Genomic DNA, 21,451 nt, shown 5'->3' with positions numbered 1-21,451 from the left:
GCGGCCGGGCGGCAGGCCGTAAGCGGACGTATCGTGACGAACATGGCACTGCACAAAGCCTCGGGCGCCGACAAACCCATGTCCGTGAACCCCTTCTTCCTCGGGGACGCCGACCCCGTCGGCAGCATGGCGGAGGCGCCGCCCAAGCACCGGCTGCCGGACGGGCCGATGGCGCCGCACGCCGCCTACCAGCTCGTGCACGACGAGCTGATGCTGGACGGCAACTCGCGGCTGAACCTCGCGACCTTCGTCACCACCTGGATGGAGCCGCAGGCGGACGTCCTGATGGCGGAGTGCTTCGACAAGAACATGATCGACAAGGACGAGTACCCGCGCACCGCGGAGCTGGAGCGGCGCTGCGTGTCGATGCTGGCCCATCTGTGGAACGCGCCCGACCCGGACGCGGCCGTCGGCTGCTCCACGACCGGCTCGTCCGAGGCGTGCATGCTCGCCGGCATGGCGCTCAAGCGGCGCTGGATGCGGCGCACGAAGGGGTATCCGGGCAGCGCCCGGCCCAACCTGGTGATGGGCGCGAACGTGCAGGTGTGCTGGGAGAAGTTCTGCAACTTCTGGGAGGTCGAGGCGCGGCTGGCCCCGATGACGAAGGACCGGCTGCACCTGGACGCGGACGCCGCGCTCGCACTGTGCGACGAGAACACCATCGGCGTCGTCGCGATCCTCGGCTCGACCTTCGACGGCTCCTACGAGCCGGTCGCCGAGATCTGCGCGGCGCTGGACGCGTACGAGGAGCGCACCGGCACGCACATCCCGGTGCATGTGGACGGCGCGTCCGGCGGCATGGTGGCGCCGTTCCTGGACCCGGACGTGGTGTGGGACTTCCGGCTGCCGCGGGTCGCCTCGATCAACAGCTCGGGGCACAAGTACGGGCTGGTCTACCCGGGTGTGGGGTGGGCGCTGTGGCGGGACTCCGAGGCGCTGCCGGAGGAGCTGGTCTTCCGGGTGAACTACCTGGGCGGCGACATGCCCACCTTCGCGCTGAACTTCTCCCGGCCGGGCGCGCAGGTCGTGGCGCAGTACTACTCCTTCCTGCGGCTGGGGCGGGACGGCTACCGGGCGGTGCAGCAGAACTCCCGGAACGTCGCGATGTCGCTCGCCTCGCGGATCGGTGAGCTGGAGGAGTTCCGGCTGATCACGAAGGGCGAGCAGCTGCCGGTCTTCGCGGTGACCACCGCGCCGGACGTGAAGAACTTCGACGTCTTCGACGTCTCCAAGCGGCTGCGCGAGCACAGCTGGCTCGTCCCGGCGTATACGTACCCTGCCGACCGGCAGGACCTGGCGGTGCTGCGGGTGGTGTGCCGCAACGGCTTCTCCGAGGACCTGGCGGACCTGCTGATGGACGACCTCACGGGCCTGCTCCCCCACCTCCACCGCCAGCCGCACCCCCTGCACGGCACGACAGCCGAGTCGACCGCCTTCCACCACTGAGGTCAGGCCCCTAGTCCCGGCGGACCGCCAGCATCGCGCGGTCGTCGGTGCCGTCCGTGCAGCCCTTCGTCCAGACGGCCAGGTCCCGGCGCAGGGCGTCGACGGTGTCCTGGGCGGTGGCGTGCGGGCCGAGGGCGGGCAGCCGGGTGCTGGGGTCGTAGAAGGTGCCGGCGCGGTCGCGGGATTCGGTGACGCCGTCGGTGACCATGAGCAGCGTCGCGCCGTGCGGTACGGCCAGCTCGTCGGGCGCCGAGCGGACGCCGCCCAGGCCCGCCATGCCGAAGGGCAGGTCCGGCGCGGTGGGCGCCAGCGTGCGCACCTCGCCCTCCCGGCCCAGCAGGTACGGCGGCGGGTGCCCGCGGTTGACCAGCCGTACGGTGCCGCCGTCCGGCTCGTACTCGGCGAGCAGCCCGGTGGTGAAGCTCTCCAGGGCCGCCTCCTCGCCGGCCTGCGCGCGGTGCCGGTCCAGCGCGCGGTCGAGCCGGTCGGCGAGCCGGGGCAGGTCGGGCTCGGCGTCGGCGGCCTCCCGGAAGGCGCCGAGCAGCACCGCGAGCGTGCCGACCGCGCCCATGCCCTTGCCGCGCACGTCGCCGATGAGCAGCCGGATGCCGTACGGGGTCGCCTGGGCGGCGTAGATGTCGCCGCCGATCCTGGCCTCGGACGCGGCGGCGTCGTACCGCGCGGCGATGCTGAGCGGGCCGATCCGGGCGGGCGGGTCGGGCAGCAGGGCGCGCTGCGCGGCCTCGGACACCCCGCGGACGGTCTCCAGCCGCCGCCCGTAGCGGTGGATCACCCGGTTGACGACGACGGCGACGACCCCGGCGAAGACGACGCTCGCGACGTCGCCGATGCCGCGGTGGTGGACGATCTTGTCCTCGCCGGTGGCGAGGGCGATCATCGCGATGATGGCCACCGCGCAGGTGACGACGGTCGCGCGGATGCCCTGCGTGGCGCCGACCAGCACGCAGGCGGCGACCAGCAGCGGATCGCCGGTGTAGTCCTGCGGCGTGAAGACGTCGAAGAGGACGCCGCCGACGATCAGGGCACCAGGGAGCCAGCGCAGTACCGGGCCCGACAACGACGGCGATGTCACACGGACCATTTTATGACGATTCATCCCCTGACTTGTCGCGTCCGCAGCCGCCGTGCGGGGGCGGACGGCGTGCGGCACGGTGGGGGGAGGACACCGCGACCCCGAGCGAAGGGCGGTCCGCCATGAGCGAGCACATCTACCGGGTGACGGAGATCGTCGGCACCTCGACGGAGGGCGTGGACGCCGCCGTGCGCAACGCGGTCGCGCGCGCCTCGCAGACGCTGCGCGAGCTGGACTGGTTCGAGGTGACGCAGGTGCGCGGCCACATCGTCGACGGCCGGATCGAGCACTACCAGGTGGGCCTGAAGGTGGGTTTCCGGCTGGAGGACGCCGGCTGATCCGGCCCCTCGGCGGCCCGAACCCCCCGCATGGCGCACTCCTGACCGGCCCAGTCTTCCTCGCATTATCGGACTGGTCGTCCGATCATGTTGTCGTCAAGGCGGGTTTGTACGGTTTTCGCCGGATGCAGCGCGCATCGCACCCTCCCGCCGCCTGCCGTCCGCCTGCCGACCGCCTGCCGTCCGCCTGCCGACCGACCGGGAGCCGCCATGAGCCAAGCCAACCCCGCCCCGCAGCCGCCACCCCCGGATCCGGGCGGCGGCCGGGGCAGCCACCACCCGCACGACGGCGGCGACGGCCGCCGCGCCTGGGCGGCCGGCGGCACGGTCTTCGCCGGCATCCTGCTGGTGGTCGGCGGTGTGCTCGCGGTCCTGGAGGGCGTCCTGGGCATCGCCCGGGACTCGGTCCTGGTCGTGACCCGCGGCGGCTACGCGTACCACTTCAACCTGCGCGCCTGGGGGTGGATCCACCTCGTGCTCGGCGTGCTCGCCTTCATGGTCGGCATCGGGCTGCTGAACGGGGCGACCTGGGCGCGCTACGCGGGCATCGCGATCGCCGCGCTCAACATGGTCGCGAACTTCATGTTCCTGCCCTACCAGCCGATCTGGTCGCTGATCATGATCGCGATCGACCTGTTCATCATCTGGTCGCTGACCGTCCACCACCACCATCGCATCGACAAGGCCGGAGGCACACGGTGATCGGCGCACCCTCGAACCCCACGCTGGACCAGCTGCGCCGCTGCACCGTCGCGGTGGACCTGGGTGCCGCACGCACCCGCGTCTACCTGCGCGGCAGCGGACTGGTCGCCGACGAGCCGAGCGTCGCGGCGGTGGACGTGCGCACCGGCGCGCTGATCGCCGTCGGCGTGCACGCCGAGCAGATGGCCGGCCGCACGCCCGACCATATCCGGGTGGCCCGGCCGGTGCAGAACGGCACGGTCGTCGACATCGCCATGGCCCACCGGATGCTGCGGCACATCCTGGGCGGCAAGCTCGGCCGGCGCAGGCTGCGGGTGCCGATGATGCGGGCCGCGGTGTGCACCCCGCACGGCAGCGAGCCGATCGCCCGGCGGGCCGCCGTCGAGACGATGTACGGGCTCGGCGCGAAGCGGGTGGAGCTGGTGGACACCCTCATCGCGGCGGCGGTCGGCTGCGGGCTGCCCGTGGAGCACCCGGAGGCGACGATGATCGTCGTGTGCGGGGCCGGTACGACGCAGGTCGCGGTGCTGTCGCTGGGCTCGATCGTGGCGGCGGAGACCGTGCCGGTCGGCGGTGACGCGATCGACCGGGCGGTGGTGCAGCACCTGCGCAACGCGCACGAGCTGATGCTGCCGAGCCAGGCGGTGCGGCCCCTGCACCAGATGCTCGGCTCGCCGGCGACCGCCGGCGCGCTCACCACGGAGGTGCACGGGCGGGACGTGGCCAGCGGCATGGTCCGCACCGTGACGATCGAGACGGAGGGCGTCCGGCACGCCATGCGCACCCCGCTCACGGCGGTCGTCGACGCGATCACCGGCGTCCTGCGCCACTGCCCGCCCGACCTGGTCGCCGACCTCGGCGACCGCGGCATCATGCTGGCCGGCGGCAGCGCGCTGATGCCGGGCCTGGACACGATGCTCCGCCAGGCCACGGACATGCCCGTCCTGGTCGCCGAGAACCCCGCGACCGTCGCCGTCCAGGGCCTGGGCGCCATGATCGAAGGCCGCGTCCGCCCCCTCCTCCTCGACCCCCTGACGGTCTGACGCCCCTCCCCTCCGCGGGCCGAGCCACCCCCCGGTCGCCCGGCCCGCGGGCAGGGCAGCCCGCGTGGCCCCGCCGCCGACCGGGCCCGCTACCGTTGCCTGGCGATGAATCACCGCCGATGGAAGTACCGCCGCGACCGCAGGCTCCTGTCCGAGGCGCTCGACGGGGCCCCGGAGTACGACCGCCTGTACGAGGAGGCGGAACTGGCGCACGACCTGGGACAGCTGGTCTACGACCGGCGCACGGCGCTGGGGCTGTCGCAGGCGGAACTGGCCGAGCGCTGGGGCGTCCCTGAGCACGAGGTCGCCCGCGCCGAGGGCGGCGGGATTCAGCTCCCGTAGCGGGCTTCAGCTCTCGTAGTGGTAGCGGCACTGGGCGATCAGGACGGAGTCGTCGGTGACCTTGTAGATGAGGCGGTGCTCGTCGGTGATGCGGCGGGACCAGTAGCCCTGGAAGCCGTGCTTGAGGGGTTCGGGCTTGCCGATGCCCTCGTTGCCGTTGCGGGTGATGTCGGCGACGAGGGTGTTGATGCGCTTCAGGACGCGGCGGTCCTGGAGCTGCCACCACTGGTAGTCCTCCCAGGCGCGGGAGGCGAAGACGATCTTCACTCGGGGTCGGCCAGTTCCCGTGCCGTCCCGCCGCCGTGCTCCAGCTCCTCGATGGAGGCGAGCAGCCGGCGGGCGTTCGCGGGGCTGCGCAGCAGGTACGCGGTCTCCTTCAGGGACTCGTAGTCCTCCAGGGAGACGATGACGACCGGCTCGTGACCGGCGCGCGTGATCACGATCTCCTCCCGGTCGTCGGTCACCGCGTCGAGCACCTCGGCGTAGCGCGCCCGCGACTCCGAATACGACATGGTCTTCACCGGACGGCGCCTCCTTCCCCTCGTTCGCGTTGTGACGTACAGGAAATTGTACGTCGACCGCCGGACGCCCGGCAACCGCGCCAGGCGCGCACCCCCGCGGCACGGGAAGTTTGCGCGTTGGCCGGGAGGGGGCTTGTCCACGTTGGCATGTAACGGACATGATGGCGGCCGTGCGGGCTCTACCCGCATAGAACGGACCCGCATAGAACGGCTCTCCTGACCCACCCCGACCGCAGCCGCCGTCGCGACCCGGCGGCGGCACGGCACGCCTCCAGGAGGAAACCCCCGTGCACCTCACCGTACGCACGCGCGCCGCGCTCACCCTCGCACTCGGCGCGACCTGCGCACTGACGTTCCAGGCACTCGCCCTGCCCGCCGCGCACGCGGCAGGCGGCACCGCCGCGACGGGCGCGGCCACCGCGCAGGGCGCCGCCACGAGCCAGGTCGGCGCCGCCGAGGACACCGTGGCCCGGCAGCTCGCCGCCGCGCTCGCCGGCCCGGACTTCCGCGCCCAGGTGCGCAGCGCCGCGCTCGCCTCGCGCCAGGTGGGCCTCGCCTCGCTCACCGCGGGCAAATCCGCGCCGGCCGCGCTCACCGGCGCCGTCACCGCCGCCGAGAGCCGTATCGCCCGCGCCAAGGGCCTCGGCACGGCCGCCGGCCCGCTGCTCCAGGTGCGGCTCGGCGCCGACTCGATGAAGGCCGCGCTCACCGCGGGCACCGTCCCGCTCGTGGCCGTCGCCACCGGCGACGACAAGGCGGCGACCGTCACCGCGTACGACAGCGCCGGCCGCGCCCACACCCTCAGCGCGACGCGGACCCCGAAGCAGGCCGTCTACGTCGTCGACCTCGACGAGGACAAGGCGACGGCCGCCGGGCTCGCCCAGGTCGACAAGGCCCTCGGCAAGTCCGGTCTCAGCTCGGCCGCCGCCCCCGCGGCCACCGGCGGCTTCTGGACCACCAAGGTCGACTCGGTCTACCTCAACGACGACGAGGAGCCCTGGATCCTCGGCGACGCCGAGATCTACTCGATCGTCACCGGCTTCGGCCAGGACGGCAAGGTCCGGGTGGACACCGTCGACATGCCCTACCTCGACGACGACCACACCACGTACTACCCGAACCAGATCCTGGTCAACTGGTCGAACTACAAGTACAACCTCGCCGACGTCGTGATGATGGAGGCCGACAGCGACACCAACTACGCCGCTCTCGCCAAGGCCCTCGCCGACGCCCTGCTCACCATCACCGACCAGGGCACCTACATCCCGCTGGTGGACGCGATCCTCGACGCGATCCCCTCCAACTGGTGGACGAACGACGACGACTACGTCGACTCCTGGTACACCCTCGGCGTCAACTCCGCCGGCACCCTGAACGGTGCCCGCGGCAACGGGCGGCTGACGGTGGAGCCTTACTGGGTCGCCGAGCTGTAGCCGGCGGCGACGGGGGCGGGGCGGGGCGGCGGTGTGGGCGGCAGCAGTGGCCGGCCGGACACGCCGCCGTCCAGCCCGCCCCCGTCACCCCTGCCCCGTACGGCAGTTCACCGCGCCGGCGCCACCGCGCCCCGGAACGGGCCCGGTTCGCCGACCGGCGGGGCCGACGCCTGGCTCACGCCCTGCGCGGCGAGCGTGCCGAGGACGTCGGCGAGCAGCGCGGTGTCGCAGTAGATGTGCAGCTCCGTGATCCGGCCCCACTTGATACGGAGCACGTGCACGCCCTGGTTGGAGTAGTGGTTGCCCTCGCGGTCGGTGAGGTGGTCCACCCACTCCACGAAGGCCACCGTGTCCCAGGGCCAGCCCTTCGCCGCGACCTTGGTGAGCTCGAACCGCAGGTCCGGCAGCAGCTCGGCGAGCCGGTCGTACCACTCCTGGATGCGCCGCGTGTCGTGCCGCCCGCCGGCCAGGGCGTGCGCGCCGGAGAACCAGTGCTCGGCGGTGGGCGTGAACTGCCGCACGATCGCCGGGTAGTTGCCCCGGTTGACCTCGGCGAAGGACTTGCGCAGATTGCGCCGGACGATGGCGTGGTACACGGCTCACCCCTGGGCTGGTCGGTGCTGGACGGTCTGCTGCGGCTGACGTGTGCGCACCGCACACTCATGGTGACGGTTCGTCAGCGCCCGCGCACGTACCCCTCACGGCTCGTCCGCGGCGACCCGTAGTGCGCCGGCTTCCTGCGGAGTCCGGGAAGCGCCCTCGCGCAGCCCGTACCGCTCGTACACCCACCGCAGCGGCGCCGGCGCCCACCAGTTCCAGCGGCCGAGCAGCGCCATCAGGGACGGGACGAGCAGCGCCCGTACGACCGTGGCGTCCAGCAGCACGCCGAGCGCGGTGCCGAGGCCCAGCTCCTTGATGAAGACGATCCGCGAGGTGGCGAGCGCCCCGAGGGCCACGCAGAAGAGCAGCGCCGCGGCCGTCACGACCCGTCCGGTACGGCCGAGGCCGAGCGCCACCGCCTCCCGCTCGCCGACGCCGGAATCCCGCGCCTCCTTGATGCGGGCGAGCAGGAAGACGCCGTAGTCGGTGGACAGCCCGAAGACCATCGCGAAGAGCAGCACCGGCTGTGTCGCGTCCAGCGCGCCCTGCCCGCTCGTGCCGAACAGCCCTGCCCCGTGGCCGTGTTGGAAGACCGCCGTCAGGACGCCGAAGGTCGCGGCGAGGGTGAGCAGGTTCATCACGACGGCCTTGAGCGGCAGTACGGCCGAGCCGGTCATCAGCAGGAGCACCAGCATGCTGGTGAGGAAGACGATCGCGGCGGCCACCGGGAGGCGGGCGAGCAGGCTTGCTTCGAGGTCGACGAAGGTCGCGGACTGGCCGCCGACGGCGATGTGGCCGGGGGCGATCGGCGCGGGGGCGGTGGGCCCGGAGGTGGTGGGCCCGGACGCGGTGGGTGCGGTGGGCCCGGGTGCGGGCAAGTCCCGGATGTCCTTCACCAGTTGCCGGCTCTGGGCGCTCAACCCGGGTGCGCGCGGGGCCGCCTGGATCAGCCAGGTGCCGCCGTCCAGCCGCACCGGCGCGGACACGGCGGCGGCGCCCGGCAGCCGGGCGATACGGTCGCGCAGCGCCTCGACCCGGGGCGCCGCGGCGGGGCCGGCGCTCACCACGACCTGCACGGCCTCCAGCGGGTCGGCCGGGAAGCGGGCCCGCAGCGTGTCGTCCACGGCCCGGCTGCTCGCGCTGCCCGGCAGCGAGCCGGGCCCCACGGTGGTGAACTGCGCCCGGGCGAAGGGCAGTCCGAGCAGGATCAGGAACGCGCTCGCGCCGACCGCGACCAGCGGCGCCCGCCGCATCACGCCCCGCGCGAGCCGGAACCAGCCGCCGTCGGTGCTCTCCGGCTTCTCCAGCGCCCGGTGCAGGCGCCTGGGCGCCAGGAAGTCCAGGTGCCGGCCGAGCAGCCGCAGCAGCGCGGGCAGCACCAGCAGCGCCACGAGCAGCGCGGACACGGCGACCAGCAGCCCGCCGACCGCCATCGAGTACAGGAACCGCTGCCGGAAGACGAAAAGCGCCGCCATCGCCGCGCTCACCGTCAGCGAGCTGAACAGGATCGTGCGGCCCGCGGTGTGCAGCGTGACCGCGATCGCCCGTGACACGTCCGGGTCGAGGGCCAGTTCGCTGCGGAAGCGGGAGACGATCAGCAGGCTGTAGTCGATCGCGAGGCCGAGGCCGAGGGCCGTGACGAGGTTGAGCGAGAAGATCGACAGCGGCGTGAAGTGGTCGACGATGCGCATGCCGAGCAGGGTCAGGACCACGTTCAGGCCACCGATGACGAGCGGCAGCGCGGACGCCACGAGGCTGCGGAAGATCCACAGCGACAGCACGAACAGCACGGGGAAGGCGGCAAGTTCGGCCCGCTCCAGGTCGTGCTGCACGGTGCCGACGACCTGCTCGCCGACGACCTCGCTGCCGCCGAGCCGCACATACCGGTCGCCGGCGGTCAGGTGCAGCAGCCGCTTGACGGCGTCCTGGTAGTGGTCGCCGGCGCCAGCGCGGAACTCCCCGACGACAAGGCCGAGTCGGCCGTCCTTCGACACCAGGGCCGGGTCCTTGCCCTGGTCAAAGCCGCTGACGCGGGCGAAGGCGTGGTGCGGGTCGCTCGCCATGAGGCGGGCGAGCTTGCCGGCCTCCGCGTGTGCGCGCGGGTCGGTGACGGGGGTGCCGGTGTCGACGAGGGCGATGACGCCGCCGTCGGCGTGGACGCCGGTGGCCTGCTGGATGCGGTGGTCGGCCAGCACGCTGCCGGAGCCGGGCGTGACGAAGTCCGGGTTGCCGCCGGTGAGCCGGCCCGCGACGGGTGCGCCCAGCACCGCCGCGAGCAGCGCCGCCGCGACGGCGGCCAGCACCATGGCCCGGGCCCGGCGGGTGGCCAGCCGGGTGAGCAGGTCCATCACGCGGCGCTCTCCTGCGGGGTGGCGTCCAGCCGCCGGACGGTCCTGCGCAGCAGTGCCCGGTAGGAGAAGTGCTCGACCTGGAGCCAGTGCCGTTCGGAGTCGTAGTAGCCGATGCCGCCGCCGAGCCGGTCGATGGTCAGCGGGTCCGCCTTGGCCTTGCGGAACCACACCGCCTTGCGCGGGTCCGTGCGCAGCAGGTGCAGATAGCGGGCCGTGATCTGCGCCTGGTAGTCCATGATCGGCCAATTGCCGGTGGAGGTCTGGAAGTAGCCGACGAGGAAGAGGTTGTCGTAGTCGGGGTGGAAGGCGCTCAGGTGCAACCGCGGTGTGCGGCCGGTCCAGTTGAGGTGGCGGCGGTCGATGAAGGGGAATTCGGTCATGCGGTAGCCGGTGGCGTTGACGATGACGTCGATCTGCTCCTCCCGGCCGTCGGTGAACAGCACGCGGTCGCCGCGCAGTTCGGCGATCGCCGGGCGGGCGGCGACGTCGCCGTGGCCGAGGGCGTAGAGCAGCGTGGAGTTGATGACGAAGTGCTCTTCGAGCAGCTTGTGCGCCGGCTTCGGCAGCCCGTACGCCTGCGGCCGGCCCGCGCTGTTGAGCCGCAGGAAGAGGTGGCCGAAGGCGCGGACGAGGGGCCTGGGCAGGCGCCACTTCAGGACGTTCTCGTAAAGGACGTCGGTGGGCACGCCGAAGAGGTATTTCGGCCAGTAGTAGCAGCCGCGCCGGACGCTGAGGTACGTGGCGGCGGCGGTCTGGGCCGCCTCCACGGCGATGTCGCACCCGGAGGTGCCGCCGCCGACCACCAGGACGCGCTTGCCGCGCAGGGCGGCCGGCTCGCGGTAGTCGCGGCTGTGCATGACGACTCCGTCGAAGCGGCCGGGGTAAGTCGGCTCGCGGGGCGCCCAGTTGTGGCCGTGCGCGATGACGAGGCCGCCGTAGCGGCGGACTTCGCCGCCGTCGAGGGTCACATACCAGTGCGGTGAGCCGTCCCGGCGGTCGGCCCGCTCGACGGTGCGGTGGAATTCGGCGCGGTCGTAGAGGCCGAAGTGCTCGGCGTAGGCGCGGAGATAGGCGTGGGCGTGGGCGCGGCCGAGGTAGGTGGGGTAGTCGGCGGGGATCGGGAAGTCGTCGAACTGGATGTACGGCTTGGACGTGATGAGGTGGATCGAGTCGTAGGCGGCGCTGTGCTTGTTGCCGCCGTTCCAGGTGCCGCCGACGTCGTCGGCGCGCTCGATGAGGTCGGCTTCGAAGCCGAATTGCTTGAGGTTCTTGGCGGCGGCGAGGCCGCCGGCGCCTGCGCCGATGACGCAATATGCGTGGGACCGGTCGACGGTGGTCACGGTCTCTCCTGTGGGGGTGGAATGGGGGGTGGGGGTCGGGGTTCAGTGGAGGCGCAGGCCGCTGACGCGGAGGGCGGGGCCGGCGGCGGTGGGGTTTCCGGGCCGGTGGCCGGTCCAGTCGTGGGCGCCGGGGGTGCCGAGGAGGGTGAGGGGGTGGGTGGGGCCGTCCGGTGCGAAGGCGAGCCGGGCGACGGTGAGGCGGGTGGCGCGCGGGTGGCGCTGGGCCGCCCAGGCGGCGCGCAGGACGTTCTCGACGGCGCCGAGGGGCAGGGCGGCGCCGGGCGCCGGGGACGCGAGCAGCAGGTCGGCGGTACGCACGCCGTCCGCGACGCCGTACCACCGCCCCGCCGCGGGCTCCCGGCGCCAGTGGGTGAGCCGCACGGTGTGCCCGGCCCAGCTGGGGCCGGCCGCGGCGCCGGGCGGGACGGTGGCGAGGGGCCACCCGTCGGCGCCGGGCGGGACGGCCGGGTGCTCCGCCTCGGCTTCCGCCGCCCCGTACGCCAGCACCGCCGAGGCGGCCCGGCGCCCCTCACGCCTGAGGGTGACACTCACCCGCCAGGTGCCGTCCGCCGCCCAGGCCCCTTCGGCCTCCCGGGTGAGCACGACGGGCCGGGTGAGCCGCAGCGCGCCGAGGTCGAGGTCGAGAGCCGTCACCGCGGTGAGGGTGAGGGCGTCCGCACGCTCGGGCTGCACCCAGGGGCCGGCGGCATGCATGAGCTCCAGGAGCAGCGACACGGGCAGGGCGGGCTCGCCGCCGACCCGGAAGTCGTCGGCGCAGGGCAAGCTGCCGGCGTCGAGGCGATGCACCGTGCCGAGCCCGCCGTACGGCACGAACCGCACCGGCTCCCCGAGCCAATACCGGCTGGCGACCAGCCCTTCGATGCCGGGCAACCCGGAGTCCTGCGCGTACCCCCGCAACACGGAGGGCAATATGGCCGGCCCCACGTCCCCGATGAACGTGACCTCTCCCCCGCCCCACGACCCCCCGCTGCCTGCGCCCGCGCCCGTCCGCGCGCTCAGGGCCGGGCCCGCGAGGAGTTCGCGTTGCCAGTGGTGCAGGGCCTCGGGGACGGACACCGCGGACATGTAGCGCAAGGTGGCCTCGTAGTTGGTGATCATGCCCAGGCGTTCCCAGGTGGGCCAGCACACCGTGGTGACCGGGGTGCGCCGGGCGCGGCCGGGTTGGGGGCCGGGGGCGGCGGCCCACAGGCCGAGGCGGCTCAGGGCCTCGTTCGCGGCGCCGTAGTCGAGCTGGCCGACCATGCCGCCCCAACGGCCGGTCAGTGAGCCGACGTTGCAGAAGAACGCCGGCAACGGGCGGGCGTCCACCGCCCGCAGGAGGTTGAGGAAGCCGCGGACCTTGACCCGTACGACCGCGGCAACCGTCTCCGGGGACTTGCCCGGCAGCCGCACCGGCACGTCGAGGCCCGCGTCGTGGACGACGCCGGCGAGCCGGTCGCCCGCGTGCGCGAGCAGCGCCTCGACCTGGGCGGGGTCGGTGACGTCGCACGGCACGTAGTCGATCCGCAGCCCGTCCCGGCGGGCTCCGGAGAGGTTGCCCCACAGCTCGCGGGCCTGGCCGAGCCGGGCCAAGTCGGCGCGGGCCTGCGGGAGTCGGCGTTCGGCGGCGGCCCGGCGCAGCACCTGGTCGCGGTACGTGCGGAAGTCCGCTTCGGTGAGGGCGAGTTCGGGTGTGGCCTCCGGGTCGGGGGCGGGCCCGCGCCCGCTGACGACCACCCGTACGCCGAAGTCGCCGGCGAGCGCGCGGGCGAGCGCGAAGCCGATGCCGCGCCCGCCGCCCGACATCACGACGGTGTCCCCTGGCCCGAGCGCCGCCGCCGGTGGTGCGGGGCGGGCGGCCCGGGCCCGCAGCGTATAGCGCCGCCCTTCGCGGTAGCCGGCTTCGAAAGCTCCCCACCGGTAGAGCTCCCGGCACACGAGGTCGGCGGCCTGCGCCCCTACGTCCCCGGCCAGATCGAGGACCCGCACATTGCAGTTGGGCAGCTCCCGCGGCAGCCCCTTGGCCAGCCCTGCCCACAGCCCGCCGAGCGGCTGCTCGACCCGCGGCGAAGAGTCCGCCCCCGCGGAGCCGGCGGCCGGCCCGAAGCCCATGAGCCCACCGAGCCGGGTGACCGGCATGTAGAAGAGCCGGGTGGCGTCCGTCTCGGCGGCCCAGTCGGCGTACAGCGCCTGGAGCAGCGCGATGGTCTGCGCGAACGCCGGCTCCCACAACTCCGGCCCCGCGCCGGGTTCGCCCACGCCCGCGAACGGCTCCGCGAGGTTGAGGTCGACGATCCCGTCGATCCGCCCGCCGGCCGCGTCGACGAAAGCGCCGACCCCCTCCCCCGCGCCCTCCCCCGCCCGCGGCGGCGCCAACCGGCACCCCCGCGCCCCCGCCGCCCTGAGCGCCACCCCGACCGCATCCGCCTCCGTCTCCCGCCCCCCGACGACAGCCACCACCCGCCCCCGCAACCCGTCCGCGACCCCCTCCACCCCCACCCCCGTCTCCACGGCCTCCCACACGAACCGCCCCACAGGCCGCGCCCCGCCTCCCGCAGGCGGTGCAGAACCGGCCCCGCCCACCAGCGCCTCGCCGCCCGCCGCAAGCGCCGCGGCGCCGGCCTCGCGCGGATGCGCGGGCCCCTGGGGAAAGCTCATCGTTTTCTCGCCTCCGCCACGACGCGGATCCCGCCCAGGGGGCGGAAGGACACGCTTGTGCCCAGGGTGATCGGGTGGTCGGGGACCGGGTGGAGGCGGAAGCGTTGGGTGATCATCGCGAGGGTCAGGTGCATCTGGACGGTGGCCATCTGGTTGCCGATGCACTTGCGTTGGCCGCCGCCGAAGGGGAAGTACGCGTAGCGGGGGTGGGAGGCGCGGCGGGCGGGGGAGAAGCGGTCGGGGTCGAAGGTGTCGGGGTGTACCCAGAAGTCGGGGTGGCGGTGGGTGACGTACGGGACCATGAAGACCGAGCCGCCCGCGGGGATGCGCCAGCCGCCCACCTCGTCCTCGGCCACGGCGTCGCGCGGGTAGACCCAGATCGGCGGGTGCAGGCGCAGCGTCTCGTCGGCGACCTGCCGGGTGTAGGGCAGTGCGGCGAGGTCGTCGATGCGGGGGGCGCGGCCGGCGAGGACGCGTTCGACCTCCTCGTGCAGCCGCTCCTGCGCCTCGGGGTCGCGGGCGAGTTCGTACAGCGCCCATGCGAGCCCCGTGCCGGTGGTCTCGTGGCCGGCCATGAAGACGGTCATGAGCTCGTCGCGCACCTGCTGCCGCGTCCACGCGCCCCCGCTCTCGTCGCGCGCGGCGAGCAGCAGGCTCACCAGGTCGGTCAACCCCTCGTGCCGGCCTGCCCGGTGGGCGTCGACGATGCGGTCGACGATCTCGTACATCACCTTGCGGGCCCTGCGGATGCGCAGGTTGTACGGGATCGGCACCACGTCGGGCGTCAACTGGCCGAGCGTGCCGCGGAAGACCATCGCCTCGATGGACGTGGCCATCGCCGGCCCGACCCGCCGGCTCTCGGGGTGCAGGTCCGTGTCGAACATGACCTTGCCGAGCGCGCCGAGCGTCAGCTCCATCATCTCCGGCACGACGTCGACACCGACACCGCCGCCCCCGCCGACGCCGACGCCGACCCCTTCGCCCGAGCCGGCCGAACTCGCCCAGCGGTCCAGCACGGTGGCCGTCGAGTCCGTCATGGTGGCCGCCATGCCGTCGATCGCCTTCTTGTGGAAGAGCGGGTTCACCACCCGCCGGTGCGCCCGCCACTCCTCGCCGTCCAGGGTGAGCAGCCCCATGCCCATGAAGATCTTGAAGCGGTCGTACCCCTTGCCCCGCACATAGTTGGCGTTGTTGTCCTGCAGGACGTAACGGATGTTGTCCGGGTGGTAGTTGAGGTGCACCGTGAAGAAGCCGAGCGGCAGCCGCACCATGTCGCCGTACGCGCGGCCGAGTTGCCGGAAGAGCGCGGGCGCGTTGCGCTGGAAGGCGCGCAGGCTGCCCGGCACGGTCCGCAGGCCGCGCGGCCCGGGCGCGACCCGGCCGGCCGTACGCACCGGGCCGCCCGCCGTGCGCCGCGCGGCGCCCCGCTGCCGCGGGACCTCGGCGGAAGCCGTGAGCACCGGCGCCGGCTCCTCCGCCGCGCCGGTCTCAGATTTTCCCATCGCCGCCACCTCCCCGGCCGCGGAGTCCGCGGCCTCCTCGGGGCTCAGGAACCGCCCGGTCCTGCGGTCGAGATAGCCCATCACCGTCCAGTCCAGGTCCTTCATCTGGAGCAGCAGCCGGCCGTCCGGCCGGACGGCCACGAAGCGGTTGCCGGCCCCGGGCGCCCGCCCGTCCGCCTCCGCCGCGGGCAGCACCGCGTAGAGCTCGACCCGGCCGTGCCGCGCGGCCACCGCCGGGTCGCCGCCGTGCTCGTAGACGTCGATGCGCCCGATCCCCAGCGGCGCCGCCAACGGCACCAAGTCGCCCTCCACCAGGGCCAGTACGCCGGTGCGGGCGAGCCCGTCGAGCAGCACGACGGGCATGCCGAAGCGGCCGAAGACGGGATGGTCGGGCGGCAACTCCAGTGTGTACGTGGCCCGTTTGCCGCCCGGGTGCAGCCGCGTCGCGGTCGTGGAGACGAACGGGCCGCTGAGCAGCACCGGCGAGCCGGGGCTGTGGTACGGGTCGGGTACCGGCGTCTCGGCGGCCTCGTGCCAGGGCGCCCAGCGCGGGGCGGCGGGCAGCCGCCCGGCCATCAGCACCCGCACCTCGAAGTGCAGCCGGTCCTCGACCAGCACCGTGCCGTTCGGCGCGACGACGTCGCCGGTGACGCGGACCCGTACCACCGCCTGCTCCACGTCGGCCCGCCGCTCCACGACCTCCGCGCGGATCCGCTTCGGCGCCCGGTCGGACTCGCGGACCTTGAGGAAGTGGTGGAAGCGCAGGTCCTCGAAGGCGTAGACGTGCAGCCCGGGCACGAGCCGGCCGGCGGCCTCGTACGCGATCTCGGTCACGAACGTGCCGGGCAGCGTGGGCACTCCGCCGACGAGGTGGCCGCGCAGGTAGTCGTCCGTGGTGAGGTCGAAGACCCGCTCGAAGGTGACCGACCGCGCGCCCTCCCGGGCCACCTCGGGCCCGAGGTAGAAGTCGGCGCCGACCGGCTCGGCGTGCAGGAAGCCGGGCAACAGGCGTCCGACCGCCCGCCGTTCGGCCTCGCCGAGGTGGATCGTGTACGGCGCGGGCTTCGCGAGGTTCAGCTCCCGCACGAAGTGGTGCACGCCCTCGGGTGTGCTCATCGCGGAGTACAGCCCGCTCTTCTCGAAATACGCCTTGGTCAACTCGGCGGCCCCCAGGCCGACATCGCCCCACAGCGTCCAGCCGACGGTGAACTCGTGCGCGCCCAGCACCTGGTGGCGGTAGGTGGCGGCGGTGCCGAGGAAGTCGTTGCCGGAGGCGTAGTCGGCCTCGCCGACCTGGCCCGTCATGCCCAGCAGCGAGCCGAAGTTGCACCATACGGCGGGCGGCCGGCCGCGCAGCGCGGCCTTCAGGTTGCGGTAGCCGCGTAGTTTCAGATCCCGCACCCGGCGGAATTCCGCGAGGGATTTGGTGGCGAGCGGGGCCGAGCGGTTCAGGCCGGCGGCGTTGACGAGCAGGTCGATCCGGCCGGACTCGGCGGTGATGCGGTCCATCGCCGCGGCCACTTGCGCGGGGTCGGTGACGTCGCACGTCAGGTAGTGGACGCGGGCGGCGCCGCTGTGCTCGGCCATCCGCGCGAGGTTGCCGCGGATGACGCGCGCCTGGCCGATGCGCTCGTAGTCCCGGTTGAGCTCTCCCGCCGTACGTCCGGTGGCGAGCCCGCGGCGGATGTAGTCGGCGCGGCTCGTGGCGAACTCGGCCTCGCCGAGGGCCAGATACTCCGCCGGGTGGCGGTCGACCGGGTTGGAGCCGAGCACGTAGAGCGTGGGCCGGAAGTGCCGGGCGACCTCGGTCAGCAGCTCGGCGGTGATGCCGCGCCCGCCGCCGACGGCGACGACGGTACTGCCGGGCCCGAGCGCGGCCTGCCCCGGCGGCACCAGCTCGCCGGGCTCCTCGGCGAGCGTGACGGTGAGCCGCCGCCCGCCGTCGTCGTACGCGACCGGCAGCCCGCGCCCGTACGCCGACTCCCGTACGGCGGCGGCCACTCCGGCCGCCGGGTCGCGGGTTTCGGTGACCAGCGCGAAGGTCACGGTGGGTGCGAGCTCCAGGTGGATGACCTTGAACAGCCCGGTGAACAGGCCGACATACGGATGCGGGGTGCGGTCGGTGAGGGCGCCCAGCAGCAGCCCGACACAACTCGGCGGCAGCGCACCGCGGTCGGGCTCGGCGGCGAGGGCGTCGTAGCGGTGCTGCACGACGAGGAAGAGCAGTTCGTGCAGCGCGGTCAGCGCCTCGTCGTCGGGGTCGTCGGGGTCGTCGCCGGTCGCGGCGGGCAGGTCGGTGACCAGCCGTACGTGCCGGATACGGCCCTCGGGGTCGGCGGCGTCCAGGAGCCGGCCGACCACGTCCTGGCCGGTCACGTAGGTGGCGCCGGGGCCCGGCACGGTGGACAGCACCAGGGTGCCCGCCGGGGCGCCGGCCGCGCCGACCGCGGCGGGGCGGTCGGTGAGGACGACGGTGGGCTCCGCGGGCCAGAACGGCACCTCGGCGCGTACGGCCCGCCCCGGCGTCTCGGTCAGGCCCGGGACGTAGCGGGAGACCAGCGCGCCGTCATGGCAGCGCTCGTCGTAGAAGTGCGGCGGCACCGCGGTGGCCGGCTCGGCGTCCCCGGCGTCCCCGGCGTCCCCGGCGTCCTCGGCGTCCTCGGCGTCCTCGGCGGTCGGCGGGCTGCCGGGCGCGCTGATCCGTACGGCCAGGTCGGGGGCGCCCTGCTCGCCGCGGCAGACGACGAGGGCGTCGCGTGCGGCGGGCTCGCGGGCCAGCACCTGGAGGATGCCGATCGCGCCCTCCGCGCCGAGGTAGCAGGCCGGGCGGCCGGCGCGGCGGGCACCGCACTCGACGGCGTCCGGCGCGGCGCCGGCCGCCTCCGGGGTGTCCAGATACGCCAGCACCTCCAGGCCGTTCGCCACCGCGGTCTGCTCCGTCACGAGGGCGAAGAGGAAGGCTCCTTCTGCGAGTCGGGCGTCGGCGTCGAGGGCGTCGGCCAGCAACTGCCGCACCTCCGCGGTGCTGTTGCCGTTGATCCCGCCTACCAGGGCCATCGTGAGCTCGCCCTGCCGCAGATAGCGGATGGCGACGTCGATCGCGCCGAGGGTGGAGGTGAAGCCGGTGTCGACCGTCATGTTGAGGCCCTTGAGGTCGAAGTAGTTGGCGACCCGGGCCGGGATGACGTTCGGCATCATGCCGGGGAAGGAGTCCTCGTTGGACGGCGGTACGAGCCGCCGCACCTCCTCCCTGAGCCGGTCCAGGGCCTGCGGCAGCCAGGGCGCGGCGGCGAGTTCCGGGTCGGCGCGCAGGGCGCCGTTGAGGTCGTCGAGGTAGCAACGCGTCGCGTACAGCGTGGCGTTGCGGGTCGCGCCGAGGTGGCCGAGGACGACGCCGGTGGTCTCGCGGCTGTCCTCCCAGAAGGAGCCGAGGCTGTCGCGCAGCCGGTGCGCGCAGCTGAGGATCATCAACTGGCAGCGGTCGATGCCGCGCATCATGCCCGGGGGCATGCGGACCTGCCGGAAGGACGGCAGCGGATACGTCTCCCCGAAGGACAGCGCCGCGGCCTCGCCGCCCTCCCACCGTACGGCGAGGTCGCCGCCGGAGCCGGTGGTGGGCACATGGGCGGTGCGGGCGACGACGGCGATGCGCTGCGCCTTCGCGGCGGGCGTGCGCGGGCGGTCCCGGTCCCGGGTGCCGTGCGGGCCCTGCGGGGGCTCCTGGACGACCAGATGCGCGTTCGTGCCGCCGAAGCCGAATCCGGAGACCGCCGCCGTCCTGCGCCGCCCGGCGCCGCGCGGCCACGGCACGGCCCGGGTCGGCACGGTGAGGTTCGAGCCGGCGGCGGCGAAGTCCGCGGGCGTCTCGGTGAAGCGGTGCTGCGGCGGGATGACGTCGTGCGCGAAGCCGAGCACCACCTCGATGAGCGAGGCGACGCCGGCCGCCCAACCCGTGTGCCCGATCACGGACTTGTTGGAGGTGACGACCACGGGCCGGCCCGTACCCGGCCGGTGGCCGCCGAGCGTCTCGCGCAGCGTCGTGAACTCCGCGAGGTCGCCCGCCGGGGTGCCCGTCGCGTGCGCGACGATCCACTCCGGCCGTACGCCCGCCATGCCCGGCCGGTCCAGCGCCCGCCGGATGGCGAGCTTCTGCCCGGCGGCGCTGGGCGCGTAGATCGCCTTGCCCTTGCCGTCGGAGGACGAGCCGAAGCCGCGTACGACGGCGAGCACCCGGTCGCCGTCCCGCCGGGCGCGGCTGAGCCGTTTGAGGACGACGGTCGCGGCGCCGTCCGAGAACAGGACGCCGTCGCTGCTCTTGTCCAGCGAGCGCACCTCGCCGCCCACCGAGAGGCCGTTGAGCTTGGCGAAGAGGATGGAACCGCGCGGGCCGACCGCGAAGGAGCCGCCGCACACGGCGATGTCGTGCCGCCCCTCCAGCAGGCCCTTGAGCCCGAGGTCCACGGCGTAGAGGGAGGAAGAGCACGCGGTGTCGACGAGCAGCAACTCGGCGTCGACGGGCAGCACATCGCGCATGGCGTTGAGGCCCACCTGGTGCGGGAAGAACCGCAGCGGATCGGGCCCGCTGCGGCCGTAGTGCGCGGCGAGCCGCCGCTCGACGCCGGCCAGCGCGGCGCGCTTGTCCTCGGCGGTGAGGCCGAGTTCGTCGAGGATCGGCCCCATCCGGGCCAGCACCCCGGCCCGTACGGTCGCCTCCTCCAGGTGCTGCGAGCCGTCCGCGGTGTAGCCGACGAGGAAGGAGCAGCGGTCGCCGGGGCGGCGGGCGACACCTTCCATGGCCTGGACGAGGGAGTGCCGCAGCCACAACGTGGTGGACTCCATGTCGCCGCCGCCTGCGGCGAGTTCGGCCGCGACCCGGGGGTGCGGGACGAAGTCGGTGATGAAGGCGGAGTGCCTGGAGTAGGTCTTGTCCTCGGCGCGCCTGTCGGCGCTGTGGAAGGCGGCGTTCTCCCACCGGTCGCGCGGGATCTCGACGAACCGGTCGGCGCCGTCCATGAGTTCGCGCCAGTATTCGTCCGGGCCGTTGGCCCCGGGCACGACGATGCCCATCCCGACGACGGCGATCTCGTCCCCGTCCCAGCCCCTGTTTTCGTCGCCGTCCCCGTGCCCTTCGTCGTACGGCTCGCCCGCCGCGGTGGCGGTGGTGGTACGGGGCGGAGTGGTGGCGACCGGGGCGGCTGCCGTGCGGCCCGGCGTGCGTACCGCGGCCTCGGCGCGCGGAGCCGGGATCGTGACCGGTGCGGCCGGCGGGGGCGCCGGGGCCTGGGCGGCCTGCGGGGCGGACAGCAGTGCCTGGCCGGTGGACAGGCCGCCGTCGGCGAGGATGAGCTGGCCGGTGATCCAACTGGCCCGCGGGGAGGCGAGGAAGGCCACGACCTCGGCCAGTTCGTCGGGGCGGCCGAGGCGGCCGAGCGGGGTCGCGGCGACGGTCGCGGCCTGCATGGCCTCGGCGTCGGGGAAGAGGCCGGCGACCTCGGAGGTGAGCATGCCGGCCGCCGCGGTGTTGACGCGGATGCCGTCGCGGGCGAACTCGACCGCCAGATAGCGGGTCATCGCCTCGACCGCGGCCTTCGCGGGGCCGCACGCGAGGTAGTTGGCCATCACGAACTGGCCGCCGCCGAGCGTGGAGATGTTGACGATGCTGCCGCCGCCGCGCCGGGCCATCAGCGGGGCGGCGCGGCGGGCACATGCGAGGCCGCCCTTGAGGTTGACGTCGAGGGCGCGGTCGAGCTGCTGCTCGGTGACCTCGGCGCCGGGCACGAGCGCGCCGTCGGCCGCGTTGTTGACGAGGATGTCGAGGCCGCCGAAGCGCTCCTCGATCTCCGCGAACATCCGGTCCACCTGGGCCGGTACGGCCACCGACGCCCGGATGACGTGCCCGTGGCCGCCGGCCGCCTCGATCTCCGCGAGGGTCTGCCGGGCGGGGCCGGGCGAGTGGAAGTGGTTGACGACGACCAGCGCGCCCCCGGCGGCGAGCCGCCGGGCGATGGCCTTGCCGACGTTGCGCGCCCCGCCCGTGACGAGCGCGACCTTCCCGCGCAGGTCCTGCGGTGTGCCGGCCATG

General features: G+C 73.9%; 14 protein-coding genes. 6 read left to right on the top strand and 8 right to left on the bottom strand.

The features are described 5' to 3' along the window. The first annotated feature begins 42 nt into the window (after nucleotides 1-42). Nucleotides 43-1,446 carry a glutamate decarboxylase gene (locus HCN08_RS08625; protein WP_167982300.1) on the top strand — a complete coding sequence of 468 codons (1,404 nt, stop codon included), beginning with the start codon at nucleotides 43-45 and terminating at the stop codon, nucleotides 1,444-1,446. A gap of 10 nt (nucleotides 1,447-1,456) precedes the next feature. Here the strand turns inward: HCN08_RS08625 and HCN08_RS08620 are convergent, their stop codons facing one another. After that, on the bottom strand, nucleotides 1,457-2,548 hold the full coding sequence (locus tag HCN08_RS08620) for a PP2C family protein-serine/threonine phosphatase (RefSeq protein ID WP_167982299.1): 1,092 nt from the start codon (nucleotides 2,546-2,548) through the stop codon (nucleotides 1,457-1,459). Nucleotides 2,549-2,661: 113 nt separating this feature from the next. Here HCN08_RS08620 and HCN08_RS08615 point away from each other — a divergent pair, with 113 nt between their 5' ends. The 4 genes from HCN08_RS08615 to HCN08_RS08600 all read left to right on the top strand — a co-directional run bounded on the left by HCN08_RS08615 (nucleotide 2,662) and on the right by HCN08_RS08600 (nucleotide 4,964). Further along, nucleotides 2,662-2,877: a dodecin gene (locus HCN08_RS08615; protein ID WP_167982298.1), complete on the top strand. Its 216-nt coding sequence runs from the start codon at nucleotides 2,662-2,664 to the stop codon at nucleotides 2,875-2,877. 210 nt (nucleotides 2,878-3,087) lie between these two features. Next, a complete protein-coding gene (locus HCN08_RS08610) occupies nucleotides 3,088-3,579 on the top strand; it encodes a DUF7144 family membrane protein (RefSeq protein WP_167982297.1) in 492 nt (163 codons plus the stop codon). Next, nucleotides 3,576-4,622: a rod shape-determining protein gene (gene mreB, locus HCN08_RS08605; RefSeq protein ID WP_322974322.1), complete on the top strand. Its 1,047-nt coding sequence runs from the start codon at nucleotides 3,576-3,578 to the stop codon at nucleotides 4,620-4,622. Before HCN08_RS08610 ends, mreB begins: the two co-directional genes overlap by 4 nt. A 105-nt stretch (nucleotides 4,623-4,727) precedes the next feature. Beyond that, nucleotides 4,728-4,964: a helix-turn-helix domain-containing protein gene (locus HCN08_RS08600; RefSeq protein WP_167982296.1), complete on the top strand. Its 237-nt coding sequence runs from the start codon at nucleotides 4,728-4,730 to the stop codon at nucleotides 4,962-4,964. A gap of 6 nt (nucleotides 4,965-4,970) precedes the next feature. On the opposite strand, the gene HCN08_RS08595 is transcribed toward HCN08_RS08600, so the two are convergent. Beyond that, a complete protein-coding gene (locus HCN08_RS08595; RefSeq protein ID WP_167982295.1) occupies nucleotides 4,971-5,231 on the bottom strand; it encodes a Txe/YoeB family addiction module toxin in 261 nt (86 codons plus the stop codon). Continuing rightward, a complete protein-coding gene (locus tag HCN08_RS08590; RefSeq protein WP_167982294.1) occupies nucleotides 5,228-5,485 on the bottom strand; it encodes a type II toxin-antitoxin system Phd/YefM family antitoxin in 258 nt (85 codons plus the stop codon). Before HCN08_RS08590 ends, HCN08_RS08595 begins: the two co-directional genes overlap by 4 nt. 287 nt (nucleotides 5,486-5,772) lie before the next feature. On the opposite strand from HCN08_RS08590, the gene HCN08_RS08585 reads away from it, so the two are divergent. Next, complete coding sequence (locus HCN08_RS08585; protein ID WP_322974321.1) at nucleotides 5,773-6,918, top strand: DUF3103 family protein; 1,146 nt, start codon at nucleotides 5,773-5,775, stop codon at nucleotides 6,916-6,918. 107 nt (nucleotides 6,919-7,025) lie between these two features. Here the strand turns inward: HCN08_RS08585 and HCN08_RS08580 are convergent, their stop codons facing one another. The 5 genes from HCN08_RS08580 to HCN08_RS36495 form a co-directional block, all read right to left on the bottom strand. After that, on the bottom strand, nucleotides 7,026-7,514 hold the full coding sequence (locus HCN08_RS08580; RefSeq protein ID WP_167982293.1) for a nuclear transport factor 2 family protein: 489 nt from the start codon (nucleotides 7,512-7,514) through the stop codon (nucleotides 7,026-7,028). Nucleotides 7,515-7,616: 102 nt separating this feature from the next. Next, nucleotides 7,617-9,866 (bottom strand): MMPL family transporter, encoded by a 2,250-nt coding sequence (locus tag HCN08_RS08575; protein ID WP_167982292.1) that lies wholly within the window; start codon nucleotides 9,864-9,866, stop codon nucleotides 7,617-7,619. Beyond that, nucleotides 9,866-11,209, bottom strand: coding sequence for a flavin-containing monooxygenase (locus tag HCN08_RS08570; RefSeq protein ID WP_167982291.1), 1,344 nt, complete (start codon nucleotides 11,207-11,209; stop codon nucleotides 9,866-9,868). Before HCN08_RS08570 ends, HCN08_RS08575 begins: the two co-directional genes overlap by 1 nt. A gap of 42 nt (nucleotides 11,210-11,251) precedes the next feature. Further along, nucleotides 11,252-13,867: a KR domain-containing protein gene (locus HCN08_RS08565; RefSeq protein WP_167982290.1), complete on the bottom strand. Its 2,616-nt coding sequence runs from the start codon at nucleotides 13,865-13,867 to the stop codon at nucleotides 11,252-11,254. Next, the gene (locus tag HCN08_RS36495) at nucleotides 13,864-21,450 is read right to left on the bottom strand and encodes a cytochrome P450 (RefSeq protein ID WP_167982289.1); all 7,587 of its coding nucleotides are present in this window, start codon (nucleotides 21,448-21,450) and stop codon (nucleotides 13,864-13,866) included. The genes HCN08_RS08565 and HCN08_RS36495 overlap by 4 nt, the downstream gene beginning before the upstream one ends. Between the last annotated feature and the right edge of the window lies 1 nt (nucleotide 21,451).

Source organism: Actinacidiphila epipremni (assembly GCF_012034175.1).
GTDB lineage: Bacteria > Actinomycetota > Actinomycetes > Streptomycetales > Streptomycetaceae > Actinacidiphila > Actinacidiphila epipremni.
The sequence above is the reverse complement of the archived record's forward strand: the minus strand, read 5'-3'. Positions and strand labels throughout refer to the sequence as shown.

Coding starts and splice junctions, on each gene's coding strand:
- HCN08_RS08610 (WP_167982297.1), top strand. CDS start 3,088: ATGAGCCAAGCCAACCCCGCCCCGCAGCCGCCACCCCCGGATCCGGGC.
- HCN08_RS36495 (WP_167982289.1), bottom strand. CDS start 21,450: ATGGCCGGCACACCGCAGGACCTGCGCGGGAAGGTCGCGCTCGTCACG.
- HCN08_RS08600 (WP_167982296.1), top strand. CDS start 4,728: ATGAATCACCGCCGATGGAAGTACCGCCGCGACCGCAGGCTCCTGTCC.
- HCN08_RS08615 (WP_167982298.1), top strand. CDS start 2,662: ATGAGCGAGCACATCTACCGGGTGACGGAGATCGTCGGCACCTCGACG.
- HCN08_RS08565 (WP_167982290.1), bottom strand. CDS start 13,867: ATGAGCTTTCCCCAGGGGCCCGCGCATCCGCGCGAGGCCGGCGCCGCG.
- HCN08_RS08625 (WP_167982300.1), top strand. CDS start 43: ATGGCACTGCACAAAGCCTCGGGCGCCGACAAACCCATGTCCGTGAAC.
- HCN08_RS08575 (WP_167982292.1), bottom strand. CDS start 9,866: ATGGACCTGCTCACCCGGCTGGCCACCCGCCGGGCCCGGGCCATGGTG.
- HCN08_RS08620 (WP_167982299.1), bottom strand. CDS start 2,548: ATGGTCCGTGTGACATCGCCGTCGTTGTCGGGCCCGGTACTGCGCTGG.